General features: G+C 71.1%; 13 protein-coding genes. 1 reads left to right on the top strand and 12 read right to left on the bottom strand.

The window, feature by feature from the left end; all coding sequences use genetic code 11:
• Window positions 1-148: 148 nt before the first annotated feature.
• From AC07C1_RS28340 to AC07C1_RS28290, 11 genes are all read right to left on the bottom strand, one after another.
• Window positions 149-3001, bottom strand: coding sequence for a DEAD/DEAH box helicase (locus AC07C1_RS28340; protein WP_478943477.1), 2853 nt, complete (start codon window positions 2999-3001; stop codon window positions 149-151).
• A gap of 91 nt (window positions 3002-3092) precedes the next feature.
• On the bottom strand, window positions 3093-4037 hold the full coding sequence (tatC, locus tag AC07C1_RS28335) for a twin-arginine translocase subunit TatC (protein WP_478943475.1): 945 nt from the start codon (window positions 4035-4037) through the stop codon (window positions 3093-3095).
• Between the two features lie 47 nt (window positions 4038-4084).
• A complete protein-coding gene (gene tatA, locus AC07C1_RS28330; RefSeq protein ID WP_478943473.1) occupies window positions 4085-4372 on the bottom strand; it encodes a Sec-independent protein translocase subunit TatA in 288 nt (95 codons plus the stop codon).
• 224 nt (window positions 4373-4596) lie between these two features.
• On the bottom strand, window positions 4597-4791 hold the full coding sequence (locus tag AC07C1_RS28325; protein WP_478943472.1) for a hypothetical protein: 195 nt from the start codon (window positions 4789-4791) through the stop codon (window positions 4597-4599).
• A 42-nt stretch (window positions 4792-4833) separates the two neighbouring features.
• A complete protein-coding gene (locus AC07C1_RS28320; protein WP_478943470.1) occupies window positions 4834-5127 on the bottom strand; it encodes a hypothetical protein in 294 nt (97 codons plus the stop codon).
• A complete protein-coding gene (locus AC07C1_RS28315) occupies window positions 5124-6161 on the bottom strand; it encodes a helix-turn-helix transcriptional regulator (protein WP_478943469.1) in 1038 nt (345 codons plus the stop codon). The genes AC07C1_RS28320 and AC07C1_RS28315 overlap by 4 nt, the downstream gene beginning before the upstream one ends.
• A gap of 14 nt (window positions 6162-6175) precedes the next feature.
• A complete protein-coding gene (locus AC07C1_RS28310; protein ID WP_478943467.1) occupies window positions 6176-7249 on the bottom strand; it encodes a helix-turn-helix transcriptional regulator in 1074 nt (357 codons plus the stop codon).
• A gap of 135 nt (window positions 7250-7384) precedes the next feature.
• Window positions 7385-7756 carry an FKBP-type peptidyl-prolyl cis-trans isomerase gene (locus AC07C1_RS28305; RefSeq protein ID WP_478943465.1) on the bottom strand — a complete coding sequence of 124 codons (372 nt, stop codon included), beginning with the start codon at window positions 7754-7756 and terminating at the stop codon, window positions 7385-7387.
• Window positions 7757-7842: 86 nt separating this feature from the next.
• Window positions 7843-8847, bottom strand: a complete 1005-nt coding sequence (locus AC07C1_RS28300) for an FKBP-type peptidyl-prolyl cis-trans isomerase (RefSeq protein WP_478943463.1) — start codon at window positions 8845-8847, stop codon at window positions 7843-7845.
• Window positions 8848-8989: 142 nt separating this feature from the next.
• Window positions 8990-10351 carry a Pup--protein ligase gene (gene pafA, locus AC07C1_RS28295; protein WP_020938995.1) on the bottom strand — a complete coding sequence of 454 codons (1362 nt, stop codon included), beginning with the start codon at window positions 10349-10351 and terminating at the stop codon, window positions 8990-8992.
• 9 nt (window positions 10352-10360) lie between these two features.
• Window positions 10361-11620 (bottom strand): MFS transporter, encoded by a 1260-nt coding sequence (locus AC07C1_RS28290; protein WP_478943461.1) that lies wholly within the window; start codon window positions 11618-11620, stop codon window positions 10361-10363.
• 133 nt (window positions 11621-11753) lie between these two features.
• Between AC07C1_RS28290 and AC07C1_RS28285 the strand changes: the two genes are divergently transcribed.
• A complete protein-coding gene (locus AC07C1_RS28285) occupies window positions 11754-12770 on the top strand; it encodes a LacI family DNA-binding transcriptional regulator (protein WP_478943459.1) in 1017 nt (338 codons plus the stop codon).
• A 63-nt stretch (window positions 12771-12833) separates the two neighbouring features.
• Here the strand turns inward: AC07C1_RS28285 and prcA are convergent, their stop codons facing one another.
• Window positions 12834-13571 carry a proteasome subunit alpha gene (prcA, locus tag AC07C1_RS28280; RefSeq protein WP_478943457.1) on the bottom strand — a complete coding sequence of 246 codons (738 nt, stop codon included), beginning with the start codon at window positions 13569-13571 and terminating at the stop codon, window positions 12834-12836.
• Window positions 13572-13591 lie beyond the last annotated feature (20 nt).

Raw genomic sequence — 13591 nt, 5'->3', positions numbered from 1 at the left:
CCCCCCCCGCGCCCCCCCCCCCCCCACGCCCCCCCCCCCCCCCCCCCCCCCCCCCCCCCCCCCCCCCCCCCCCCCCCCCCCACCCCCCCCCCCCCCCCCCCCCCCCCCCCCCCCCCCCCCCCCCCCCCGGCCGGTTCCGTGTGGGGGATCAGCCCACCGACGAGTAGGCGACCACACCCCGCAGCAACTGGTCCACGGCCTTGCGCGCGCTCTTGGCGACGGTCGACCCCTCGGAGGGCGCCGCCGCCGAGATCTGCCCGAGGACGTCGATCACCTGCTTGCACCACCGCACGAAGTCACCAGCGGGCATCTCCGCCTCCCGCAGCACCTCGTCGAGCCCCTTCCCGGAAGCCCACATGTACGCGGCCCAGGCGAACCCGAGATCCGGCTCCCGCTGCCCGACCCCCTCGGTCTGGTTGATCCGGAAATCCTCTTCCAGCGCGTCGAGCCGGCCCCAGATCCGCACCATCTCGCCGAGCGCGGCCTTGGCCTTGCCCGAGGGGAGTTTCGGTGCCATCGCGTCGTCACCGACCCGGGCCTCGTACACCAGCGCCGAGACGCAGGCGGCCAGTTCGGCGGGAGCAAGCCCCTCCCAGACACCCTCGCGCAGGCATTCGCTGGCCAGCAGGTCGAGTTCGCCGTACAGCCGGGCGAGCCGCTTGCCGTGTTCGGTGACCTCGTCGCCGCGCAGGTAGTCCATCTCGGTCAGCAGGGCCACGATCCGGTCGAAGGTGCGCGCGATGGTGTTCGTACGGCCCTCGATGCGCCGCTCCAGCTGCGAGGTGTCGCGCTGCAGCCGGTAGTAGCGCTCGGCCCAACGCGCGTGATCCTCACGGTCGTTGCAGCCGTGGCAGGGGTGGGCCCGGATGGCGGTCCGCAGCCGCGCGATCTCGCGGTCGTCGGCGGCCTGCGACCGCTTCTTGCGGGCCCGCTCCGGCGGGACGTGCCCGGCCTTCGTGCGCAGCGCGGAGGCGAGGTCCCGCCGGGACTGCGGCGAACGCGGGTTGAAGGACTTCGGGATCCGCATCCGGTCCAGCGGCTCCACCGGCACCGGAAAGTCCATGGACGCCAGCCGCTTGACCTGCCGTTCGGCGGTCAGCACCAGCGGGCGCGGACCGTCGTGGTGGTCGAAGCCGCGGTGGCCGTTGGAGCGGCCGGCGGGCAGGCCTGGGTCGAGCACCAGGGCCAGGCCGGCGTACTTTCCCGTCGGCACGTGGATGACATCGCCCGGCTTGAGTTTCTCCAGGGCGACGGCGGCCTCGGCGCGTCGCTGGCTCGCGCCCTGCCGGGCCAGCTCGGTCTCCCGGTCCTTCAGCTCGCGGCGCAGCCGCGCGTACTCCTCGAAGTCGCCCAGGTGACAGGTCATGGAGGCCTTGTAGCCCTCCAGGCCCTCCTCGTTGCGCTGCACCTGACGGGAGATCCCGACGACCGACTTGTCGGCCTGGAACTGCGCGAAGGAGGTCTCCAGCAGCTCGCGCGAACGGTGCCGGCCGAACTGCTCGACCAGGTTGACCGCCATGTTGTACGACGGCTTGAAGCTGGAGCGCAGCGGGTAGGTGCGCGTGCCCGCGAGACCGGCCAGGTGCTCGGGGCTCATCGCGCGCTGCCACAGCACCACGGCGTGGCCCTCGACGTCGATGCCCCGCCGGCCGGCACGGCCGGTCAGCTGGGTGTACTCGCCGGGGGTGATGTCGGCGTGCTGCTCGCCGTTCCACTTGACGAGCTTCTCCAGCACCACCGAGCGGGCGGGCATGTTGATGCCGAGCGCAAGGGTCTCGGTGGCGAACACGGCCTTGACCAGGCCGCGCACGAACAGCTCCTCGACGACCTCCTTGAAGGTCGGCAGCATCCCCGCGTGGTGGGCGGCGATGCCGCGCTCCAGGCCCTCCAGCCACTCGTAGTAGCCGAGGACGTGCAGGTCCTCCTGCGGGATGGCGGCGGTGCGCTCCTCGACCAGGGCGCGGACCTGTTCCCGCGCCTCCTCGTCGTTGAGCCTGAGCCCCGCGTACAGGCACTGCTGGACGGCGGCCTCGCAGGCGGCACGGCTGAAGATGAAGGTGATCGCGGGCAGCAGGCCCTCGGAGTCCAGGCGCTCGATGACCTCGGGCCGGCCCGGCGTCCACACGCGCGAGCGCTGTCTGCGCTCCCGCTCCCGGTCGGCCTCGCGCATCGACCGGCCGCGCCGGCGGTCCTGGAACGACGGCCGGGTGGCCTCCATGCGGGCCAGGCGGACGAGGTCGGGGTTGACGGCCTTCCGATGGCCCTCGCCCTCCTCGAAGAGGTCGTACATCCGGCGCCCGGCGAGCACGTGCTGGAACAGCGGCACGGGCCGGTGCTCGGAGACGATCACCTCGGTGTCGCCCCGCACGGTGTCCAGCCAGTCACCGAACTCCTCGGCGTTGGACACGGTCGCGGAGAGCGACACCAGGGTCACCGACTCGGGCAGGTGGATGATCACCTCCTCCCAGACGGCGCCGCGGAAGCGGTCGGAGAGGTAGTGCACCTCGTCCATGACCACATAGCCGAGGCCGAGGAGGGTCTGTGAGCCGGCGTAGAGCATGTTCCGCAGCACCTCAGTGGTCATCACGACCACCGGGGCGCCGGAGTTCACGCTGTTGTCGCCGGTGAGCAGGCCGACCTTGTCGGCACCGTAGCGGCGGCACAGATCGGCGTACTTCTGGTTCGACAGCGCCTTGATGGGTGTCGTGTAGAAGCACTTCTTGCCCTGTCTGAGGGCGAGGTGGACGGCGAACTCGCCCACGATCGTCTTGCCCGAGCCGGTGGGGGCGGCCACCAGCACGCCCTTTCCTGCCTCGAGTGCCTGGCAGGCCTCGATCTGGAAGGGGTCGAGGCCGAAGTCGTACATCTCGCGGAAGTCCGCGAGCGCGGTGGCCTGCTCGGCTGCCCGCCTGCGGGCTGCCGCGTACCGCTCGGCCGGTGAGAGATCCTCTGTCATCGTGCTTTCGAGCGTACCGGGCCCCACTGACAACAGGACGATCATTATCCGGAACGTGGGCTGATCGGCAAAGACGGATGCCCCCGTCCCCGGAGGGCTCCGGGGACGGGGGCATCGCGCCGTGGCCGGTGAGGGCTCAGGTCACGTCGTCGTAGCCGTTGACCCGGTCGGTGCTCGTCTGCTCGGGCAGCGCCCGGGCGGCCGGGACGGGCTCGACCGCGCCGATGTCCTCGGGCGTGAGGTCCAGCTCGGAGGCCTCGTCGTCCCCGGGGCCGGCGGCCTCGCGGCGGGCCCGGCGCCGGTCGTTGAGCAGCGCGATGGCCACGGCGATGAAGTAGAGCGCCCAGATCGGCGCCGCCAGCGCCAGCATCGTCATCGGGTCGGGGCTGGGCGTGGCCACGGCCGCGAAGGCGGTGATGCCGACGACCATGCCGCGCCACCAGCCCCGCATGCGCCGGCCGGAGAGGACGCCGGTGAGGTTGAGCATGACCAGCAGCAACGGCATCTCGAAGGCGAGGCCGAAGATGACGATCATGCGGGTGACGAGGTCCAGCAGGTCGTCCAGTGGCAGCAGGTTCTCGGCACCGCTGGGCGTGAGGTCGATCATCACGCGCGCCGTGGTGGGCAGCACGTGGAAGGCGAGGTAGCCGCCGCCGAGGAAGAGCGGGAAGCCGAAGCCGACGAAGGCGTAGGCGTACTTCTTCTCGGTGCGGTGCAGGCCCGGCGCGACGAACGCCCACAGCTGGTAGAGCCAGACCGGCGAGGCGAGCACGACACCCGCCATCAGCGCGACCTTCAGGGCCAGGGTGAACGGCGCCAGCAGGCCGCTGACCGTGATATGCGCGCAGTGGACGTTCTTGGCCTCGGCCAGCTCGCCGAAGGACTGGTGGCAGCCGATCTCGTCGAGCACCGGCTCGGTGATGAAGTTGACGATGTCCCTGTAGAAGAACGCGGCCACGATCGTGACGACCACGATCGCCAGGACACCCTTGGCGAGCCGGTTGCGCAGTTCACGCAAGTGATCCGCGAGTGGCATCCGCCCCTCGGGATCCCTCTCCTTCTTGCGGGCAGGCTTGAGCAACCCACATCCTCATCTCGTGCAGCGGACCGGATGCCCCGGCCCTCGCGTCAGCGCTGGGTCGTGTCCGTCGGCTCGTTGACCGGGCGGGAGCTGGTCACGTCGCCGGGGGCGGCCTGGATCGTGCGCTGAGCCGGAGCGGGCTCCTCGGCGGTGGACTGGGCGGTGCCCTCGGGCTGCTTGCCGTCGTCCTTCATCGCCTTGGCCTCGCTCTTGAGGATGCGCGCGGACTTGCCGAGCGAGCGCGCCATGTCCGGGAGCTTCTTGGAGCCGAACACCAGGACGATCACCAGAACGAGGAGCAGCAGGTGCCACGGCTCAAGTCCGTTGCGGAACATAGATCTTCACCTTCTCACCGAGGCGGGAACGTCCGACAGGTCGGACACGTGTCCGGACGTCGTGCTGGCTGCGATCGTAACGCCTGGGTGTGAACGCGGGACAATCCCCCGGCGTACTCCTGCTCTGCGGACCGCGCCTCGTCACCGGGCCGCGCCCAGCAGCGTACCTGGCCGGACGGGCAAGGTGACAGGGCGAAGTGACCCAAAGCGCATGACATGAGCGCTCACAGGGCGTCCACGGCGCGGGCCGCGGTCACGGCCGCCCGCTCCAGGTCCTCGGCCGCCCTGTTGATACGGCGCGCGGAGTCCGCCACCTGCTGCCCGAGGCGCCGCGCCTCCAGGAAGACCCGGACGGCGAGCACCCCCAGCACGGCGAGACCCAGGAAACCCACGGCTACCGCGAACATCGGCCAGAACATGGCGTCGAGCCTAGACCGTCCCGCGGTGCGGAGCGCAGCCGCCTACACCGTGGAGTGCAGGCGCAGGGTCCGCACCCCGCCGCCGGTGAGCAGCTCGACGACGCGCTCGCCGGCCGGCTTGCGGACCGAGGCACCGCACTCGGGGCAGGTGAACGAGTAGAACGTCGTCCGGCTGCTGGCGCCGATGGCGAGGCGCAGGGCGCTCGCGGCGAGTTCGAAGCGGTTCCGGCAGTCCGGGCACCCGGCCCGGAACATCACGGGGACCACTCTCCTCATCCCGGCGAACGCGGCCGCCACCGTCATCTCACCCGCACCGGACACCGGGGACTCGCTCAAAGCCCTCGCTCCTGCCTCTCGTCCTGGCCATCGGCACCCGGCACCGCCTCCAGCGGGCCGTCGTACGCCGCGAGCGCCTCGCGGGCCGCCCGGCGGGCGCTGTCGGCCAGCTCGGGCGGGGAGACGATCCGGCCGTCGCGGCCGAGCCGCAGCGCCAGCCGGCGCAGGGAGGCCGGCTCGGGGGTGCGCAGAGTGATACGCAGTCCGCCGTCGGGAAGCTCATCGGCGCTGTCGTGCGGGTAGTACTCGGCGACCCAGCGGCCGCCGGGGCCGACCTCGACGACGACCTCCGGGTCCTCGGCGGCCGGCTGCACCAGGCCCTCGGAGAGATCGCGCAGCTCTATCTCGGGCGGCGCGGACGGCTCGTCGAGGATCCTGATCTCGGCGACCCGGTCCAGCCGGAAGGTGCGCCGGGCCTCGGAGCGACGGCACCAGGCCTCGACATAGGTGTGGCCGACGCTGACCAGGCGGATCGGGTCGATCTCGCGCTCGGTGACCTCGTCGCGGGCCGGGGAGTAGTAGCGGATCCACAGCCGGCGGCGCTCGGAGATCGCCCGGTCGACGTCGGCGAAGACCCCGCCCTCGGACTCGAAGGTCACCGACAGGCGGGAGCTGGCGCCGGCGGCCTCACCGGCCGCGGTCTCCACCTTGGCGGTCGCCCGCAGCAGGGCCTGGCGGTCACCCTCCCGAAGGCCGGGCAGGGTGGACACCGCGCGGGCGGCGACCAGCAGCGCGGTGGCCTCGTCGGCGGCGAGCCGCAGCGGCTCGGCCGCCTCCTCGCCCAGCGCGGCCGGGTTGTGCCACCAGATGCGCTCGCCGTCGGTGTCGATATCCAGCAGGTCGCCGCCGCGGAAGCTGGTGCCGCACATGGGCAGCAGATCGAGGTCGGCGACCAGCTCGTCCTCGGTGATGCCGAAGGCGCGCGCGACGTCCGCGATCCGGGCGCCGGGGCGCTCCCGGAGATAGGTCACCAGGGACAGCATCCGCCGGGTCTGGTCGATGGCGTTCACGGGCCTGACCGGTTTGCCTGCCACAGTCCTGCTCCCCCTCAGCCCTTGGCCACGGCACGCAGCCGGTCCACCACGTCGGCCCGCAGCTCGGCCGGCTCCAGGACCACCACGTCCGGCCCGAACTCCACCAGCCAGGCGTCCAGACCGTGCCCGTACGGAATCTCCAACTCGTCCCAGCCGTCGCCGAGTTCCCGGACCCGGGTGGCCTTCGCCCGAAGGGGGTAACCGGCGCCGGAGCGCAGCCGGATCAACGCCGAGCGGTCGGCGATCTCACCCGCCCAGCTCGCGACGGTCTCCCGCACGGTGACCACATCCGGCACGGGAGCGGTGAAGCCCGTGCCACGGGAGCGGACCCTGCCGGTGATCCGGGAGAGGCGGAACACCCGCTCGGCACCCCGGTCGCGGTCGAAACCGGCCAGATACCAGTGGCCGCGCCAGCACTCGAGCGCCCACGGCTCGACATGCCGGGTCTCGGGGTGGGCGGCGGAGGCCTTGCGGTAGTCGAAGACGACGGGACGGCGGTCCCGGCAGGCCAGCATCAGCGGCTCGAAGGCCGCCTCGTGCACCGGGATGCGCGGTTCCAGGGCGCCGTGCGCCTCGTACGGGTCGACGCCCTCGGGGAGCCCCGCGGCGCGCAGCTTCTGCAGGGCGCCGCTGGCCGCACCGGCCAGCCGGGCCTGCTGCCAGACCTTCGCGGCCAGGCCCAGGGCGGCGGCCTCCTCGGCGTCCAGGGTGATGGGGGGCAGCCGGTTGCTGTCGCGACGGGCGAGGTAACCGACCTCCCCGTCGATGTTCTCGACGGTCTCGATGACCAGGCCCAGCTCGCGCAGGTCGTCCTTGTCCCGCTCGAACATGCGGTTGAAGGAGTCCTCGGAACCGGCCGCACCCTTCTCGGGCCTGGCGGCCACAGCCCTGTCCGGCCTGGCGGCCACAGCCCTGTCCGGCCTGGCGGCCACAGCCCTGTCCGGCCTGGCGGCCACAGCCCTGTCCGGCCTGGCGGCCTCGACGTATGCCTCAATGGAATCGCGCAGCTCGCGCTTGCTGAGCGGCCGCCGTGTGCCGAGCAGGCACAGCGCGAGGTTCATCAGCCGCTCGGCCTTGGCAATGGCCATCGACGCCCTTCGCCTCCCCTATGGTGCTTACGACCGATGACCGTACCGCTCCGGAGTGCGGGGGCAAAGCCGAGGGCCCATGCCCGAGCAGGCATGGGCCCCAGGTGATCGGATCCGGTCGGACCCGCCGGTGGATCAGACCCCGAGCAGGTCAACCACGAAGATCAGGGTCTCGCCGGGCTTGATCGCCGGGGTAGGGCTCTGGTTGCCGTAGGCGAGGTGGGCGGGGATGGTCAGCTGGCGGCGGCCGCCGACCTTCATGCCCTGCACGCCCTTGTCCCAGCCCTGGATGACACGGCCACCGCCCAGCGGGAAGCGGAACGGGGTGCCCCGATTCCAGCTGGCATCGAACTCCTCGCCGGTGCTGAAGGCGACACCCACGTAGTGGACGGTGACGGTCTGGCCCGCCTGCGCAACCGGCCCGTCGCCCTCCCAGATGTCCTTGATCTCGAGGTCGGCCGGGGGCTCGCCGCCCGGGAAGTCGATCTCGGGCTTCTCGATGCTCACGTCAAAGGCTCCTGCTTGTGTACGACACGAAACGCCGACAGTCTTTCATCCCCACGGCTCTCCCGCCCGCACCTGCGTCCCGCGCGCTACATCGCGGCGAGGATGTCCACCGTGAACACGAGGGTGGAGTCCTTCTTGATCGCCCCACCGCTCGGCGGGTTGTCGCCGTAGCCCAGCTCCGGCGGTACGACGACCAGGACCCGGCTGCCGACCTTCTTGCCGGTCAGGCCCTGCGCCAGCCCCTTGACCGTCTGCTGCATCTGCTGGATCGGGAACTGGCTGAGCCGGCCCGAGCCATAGGTCTGCTGAAACGTCTTGCCGCCGTCCCAGACCAGGCCCTGGAACTGGCACAGGACGGTCTGGTCGGCCTTCACCTCGGCGCCGTCACCCTCCAGGACGTAGGCCGACACGAGCTTCTTCGGCGGGTCCGTCTCGGGGACGGTGACCTTGGGCACCTTGCCGTCGGTGTTGGTGGCCACCTTCGGCAGGGCCGCGTCACTCTGGGCGACCGGCTTGCCCTTGGCCGAGCTCTGCGAGTTGAAGGACTCGATCAGGTCGATGACGAAGACCAGGGTGTCGGTGCCCTTGATGCCCGCCTGCGGCTGGCCCGACTTGCCGTATCCGTAGTTGGGCGGGACGGCGATCTCGATCCGGCTGCCGGTCTTCTTGCCCGTCAGGGCGTACCGCCAGCCGTCGATGATGGTGCCCTGGGCCAGCTGCATGAGCAGCGGGCTCCCCCGGTCGTAGGAGTTGTCGAAGACCTTGCCGGTGGCCCAGATCTGGCCCAGGTAGTCCGCCCGGATGAACTCGTTCTCGGCGACCGGGCGGCCGCTGCCCGCGATCAGCGTCTTCACCGCGAGGTTCTTCGACGGCTCCCCCGTCCCCTTGGCCACGGTCGGCTTCTCGCCGAACTTCGCTCCTCCGGTGATCGCCGGCAGCGGCCCGTCCACGATCTTCGGCGGGGGTGCGCTGGACGCCGAGGGCGACGGCGAGACACCGGCCTTGCTGGAGTCGGACTTGTCGTCTCCGCATCCGGCGAGTGTGACCAGTCCTGCGGGGAGGGCGGCGAGGAGGAGTGAGCGTCGGCGCACGGAAGAGCCTCGTAATCGGTCGATCTTGCGGATTGGCGTGCGCGCAACTCTACGACGGAGAAGGGCGCCGTACGGGAAACGTACGGCGCCCGTGTGGCGTTCCGGCATTTCGGTGCGGAAACGCTTGACTCACATGCCTTCGTCACATTCCGGCGATCAGCTTCTCCACCCGGTCGTCCACCGAACGGAACGGGTCCTTGCACAACACGGTGCGCTGGGCCTGGTCATTGAGCTTCAGGTGCACCCAGTCGACGGTGAAGTCCCTGCGCTGTTCCTGTGCCCGCCGGATGAAGTCGCCGCGCAGCCGTGCGCGCGTGGTCTGCGGCGGAACCGACTTGCCCTCGAAGATCTTCAAGTCGTTGCAGATCCGGGTGGCTTGGCCCTTCTTCTCCAGCAGGTAGTACAGGCCACGACGGCGGTGGATGTCGTGGTAGGCGAGGTCTATCTGGGCGACCCGCGGGTGCGACATCGTCATGTTGTGCTTGGCCCGGTACCGCTCGATGAGCTTGTACTTCATGACCCAGTCGATCTCGGTGCCGATGCGGTCCAGTTCCTCGGTCTCGATCGCGTCGAGGGTGCGGCCCCACAGCTCCAGGACCTGCGCGACCGTACCGGTGCGGATGCCCCGGCGGTCGCAGAAGTCCACGGCCTTGTCGAAGTACTCGCGCTGCACCTCCAGCGCGGAGGCCTCCCGCCCGCTGGCCAGGCGCACCTTGCGCCGGCCGGTGATGTCGTGGCTGACCTCGCGGATCGCCCGGATCGGGTTCTCCAGCGTGAGGTCGCGCATGACGGTGCCCGCCTCGATCATGCGCAGCACCAGGTCGGTGGCGCCGACCTTGAGCAGCATGGTCGTCTCGGACATGTTCGAGTCGCCGACGATGACGTGCAGCCTGCGGTAACGCTCGGCGTCCGCGTGCGGTTCGTCGCGAGTGTTGATGATGGGACGGGAGCGGGTCGTCGCCGAGGAGACGCCCTCCCAGATGTGCTCCGCGCGCTGGCTGACGCAGTACACCGCGCCGCGCGGGGTCTGCAGCACCTTGCCCGCGCCGCACAGCAGCTGCCTGGTCACCAGGAAGGGGATGAGAATGTCCGCGAGCCGGGAGAACTCCCCGTGCCGCGCCACCAGATAGTTCTCGTGGCAACCGTAGGAGTTGCCCGCCGAGTCGGTGTTGTTCTTGAAGAGGTAGACGTCGCCCGCGATTCCCTCCTCGTGCAGGCGTCGTTCCGCGTCCACCAGGAGTCCTTCGAGAATGCGCTCGCCGGCCTTGTCGTGGGTGACCAGTTCGGTCACGTTGTCACATTCGGGTGTCGCGTATTCCGGATGTGAGCCCACGTCGAGATAGAGCCGGGCGCCGTTTCGCAGAAAGACATTGCTGCTACGGCCCCATGACACGACACGGCGGAAGAGGTACCGCGCCACCTCGTCAGGAGACAGGCGGCGCTGTCCCCTGAACGTGCACGTGACGCCGTACTCGTTCTCCAGCCCGAAAATGCGGCGGTCCATGAGTGAACATTACGCCCGATCCCCTGAGCTGAAACGGGGTTCGGCAGCACGATTTGGATCAGTTTCCGATGAAGCCGCAACGACCGCGCCTCGCGCGGGAGCTGCGAGGACCCGTCCGGTGGCGCACAGGACCAGCAGGGACACGGCTCCCGCCGCGCCCGGCAGCACGAAGCCCCACAGCGTGCCACCGGCCTGGACCACCGGCCCCGCCAGGCCCGTTCCGACCGAGGCGCCCACCGTGAACGTCGTCACGAGCCAGGAGAAGGCCTCGGTGACGGTTCCGGTCGGCGCGTGCCGGTCGACGATGATGAACGCACAGGCGATGCAGGGGGCCAGGAAGATCCCGGAGACCACGCTGAGCAGCACCATGGCGACCGCGCCGGGCATCAGCACCAGCGGCAGGTAACACACCGCCAGAAGCGCCACCAGCACACGCAGTCGCCGTTCGGGCGCACCGGCCCACTGGCGGGCGCCGTACACCGTGCCGCCTGCCAGCGCTCCGAGACCGAGGCCGGCCATCAGCCAGCCGTAGACCGCGTCACCGCCGTGACCGTCGGCGTACGACACCGAGGCGACCGTGATGGAGCCCAGCGCGATGCCGACGAACAGGAAGGCGGCCAGCAGGGCCAGCAGGCCGGGCGAGCGCAGGGCGCCCAGCCAGTGCGCCTCGCGCGGGGCCGAGCGCCACGCGCGCGAGGGCGGCGAGAGGACCACGGAGAGCGCGCCCAGCACGCCCAGCAGGTTCAGCACGAGCAGGGCGGCGCGCTCGTCCCACACGGCGACGCACAGGGTCACCAGCAGCGGCCCGACCGTGAACATGATCTCCTGCGCGACCGCGTCCATGGCGTACGCGGTGTGCACCTGCTCCTCGCGCCGGAGCACGGACGGCCACAGGGCCCGCAGGCCGCCCTCGAGGGGCGGGGTGAACAGTCCGGACGCCGCGACGGCCGCGTAGGCGAGCGGGAGCGGATCGGTGCCGCGGAGGGCGAAGGCCGACATGGCGAGCGCCGCGAGGACCGCTGCGGGCAGTTGCACACGCGGCTGGCCGTACAGGTCCACGAGCCGGCCCAGCACCGGCTGGCCGACGGCGTTGGCGACGCCGTACACGGCCGCGAGGGCGCCCGCGAGGCTGTAGGTGCCGCCCTCGGCACGCACGTACAGCACCAGGGCGATCGCGGCGGTGGCGTTGGGCAGCCGGCCCACCAGAGTGCCGGTGAGGAGTCGCAGCGCGTGTCGCGCGCGCAGGATCTCCAGGTACCCCGTGGCCATGTCCTGCCCTCCAGTGGCTCGTCCAGGACCCTCGACGACCCTCGTGTTACGTATAACGTCTCCTCTCATACGTACCATGTGCGCTGTTCGCCCGTCCAGGCGAACGACCGGAAGACGAAGGAGCACGCCCGCGGTGGCACGCAGCAGCACGCGCCCGACCAGCCGTGACGTCGCCCAGGCGGCCGGAGTCTCCCAGGCCGCCGTCTCGCTCGTCCTGGGCGACAAGTGGCGCGGCCGGGTCTCGGAGGCCACCGCCGAACGCGTCCGGGAAGCCGCTCGCGACCTCGGCTACCGCCCCAATCTCGCCGCCCGCAACCTCCGCCTCGGCCGCACCCGCACCGTCCTGCTCGTCGTCCCCGCCCTGACCACGGAGTTCTTCGCCGGCGTCTACACCGGCGCCGCCCGCGTCGCCGCGGCACACGGCTTCGGCATGGTGCTCTACCCCTCCCCCGAGGGTGTCGGCCCCGCCCGCGACCCCTTCGCCTCCGCACAGGCCGCCCTGGACGGCGTCATCGCCTCCTCCATGGCAGCCGACGCCCTCACGGCGATCCGCGGCGACCAGCTGCCCCTCGTCATGCTCGACAGCGACCCCGAGGGCAGCCTGGGCGCCGCCACCGTGAACCTGGACATCGCCGACGGCGTCCGCCAGGTCGCCGCACACCTGCTGGGCCTCGGCCACCGCCGCGTACTGCACCTCGCCGCCGACGTCCCCTCCTGGACCTTCGAGGTACGCGCACGGGAGCTGGCCGCGCGCCTGGCCGCGGTCCCCGGGACCGAGGTCCGCACGGCGGCCGCCCCCATCTCGATCGACGGCGCCCTGGCCGCCACCGAGACGGCCTTCACCGCGCCCGGCCCCCGCCCGACGGCGGTCGTCTGCGACGACGACAAGCTCGCCGCCGGCGCCTACAAGGCGCTGCGCCGCCTCGGCCTGCGCGTCCCCGAGGACGTCTCCGTCACCGGCCTGGACGACCTCGCCCTAGCCACCGCGCTCGATCCGGAGCTGACGACCGTACGACTGGACGCCGAGCTGTTCGGCGAACGCGGCATGCACGCCCTCCTGGCCGTCCTGGAGGGCCGGGAACCGGACCGCGAGGACATCCCGGTGGAACTGGTCGTCCGGGGCTCCACAGCACCGCCGCGCGCGGCCTGAACCTCCTGTGCCCCGGCCGGAGGAACCGGCCGGGGCACAGGAGATGCGGGACGAGGTGACGGGCTACTCCTCCTCGGAGCTCTCCGCCTCGGTGGCCGCGCCGTCCACCTCCAGCAGACGGGCCAGCTGACGGCCGACGATGCGCTTGAACTTGCGCTTCTGCGGGCGTGTACGGTCCAGCACCGCGACTTCCAGGCGCTCGGCCGGGATCTCCCGCTCACTGCCGTTGGTGTCCCGGGACAGGGCCTGCACGGCCAGCTTGAGCCCCTCCGCCAGGCTCATGCCGTCCCGGTGCCGCTGGTCCAGGAAGCTGCTGATCTGCTCGGCGTTGCCGCCCACCGCGACCGAGCCGTGCTCGTCCACGATGGAACCGTCGTGCGGCAGCCGGTAGATCTGGTCGCCCTCGGGGGTCTCCCCCACCTCGGCCACCACCAGCTCCACCTCGTACGGCTTCTCGGCCGCGGAGGAGAAGATCGTGCCCAGCGTCTGGGCGTAGACGTTCGCCAGGCCCCGGGCGGTCACATCGTCACGGTCGTAGGTGTAGCCCCGCAGGTCGGCGTAGCGGACACCGCCGATGCGCAGGTTCTCGTACTCGTTGTACTTGCCGGCGGCCGCGAAGCCGATCCGGTCGTAGATCTCGCTGAACTTGTGCAGCGCGCGGGACGGGTTCTCGCCGACGAACACGATGCCGTCGGCGTACTGCAGCACGACCAGGCTGCGGCCGCGGGCGATGCCCTTGCGGGCGTACTCGGCCCGGTCGGCCATGGCCTGCTGGGGTGAGACATAGAACGGCGTCGACACCGGTTATCCGTCCCTTTCTG

The organism is Streptomyces sp. NPDC045022 (genome assembly GCF_056432605.1).
Note: the sequence above shows the minus strand (reverse complement) of the source record. Positions and strands in the feature narration are given on the sequence as shown.

Coding starts and splice junctions, on each gene's coding strand:
- AC07C1_RS28340 (WP_478943477.1), bottom strand. CDS start 3,001: ATGATCGTCCTGTTGTCAGTGGGGCCCGGTACGCTCGAAAGCACGATG.
- tatA (WP_478943473.1), bottom strand. CDS start 4,372: ATGTTCCGCAACGGACTTGAGCCGTGGCACCTGCTGCTCCTCGTTCTG.
- AC07C1_RS28325 (WP_478943472.1), bottom strand. CDS start 4,791: ATGTTCTGGCCGATGTTCGCGGTAGCCGTGGGTTTCCTGGGTCTCGCC.
- AC07C1_RS28310 (WP_478943467.1), bottom strand. CDS start 7,249: ATGGCCATTGCCAAGGCCGAGCGGCTGATGAACCTCGCGCTGTGCCTG.
- pafA (WP_020938995.1), bottom strand. CDS start 10,351: ATGGACCGCCGCATTTTCGGGCTGGAGAACGAGTACGGCGTCACGTGC.
- AC07C1_RS28290 (WP_478943461.1), bottom strand. CDS start 11,620: ATGGCCACGGGGTACCTGGAGATCCTGCGCGCGCGACACGCGCTGCGA.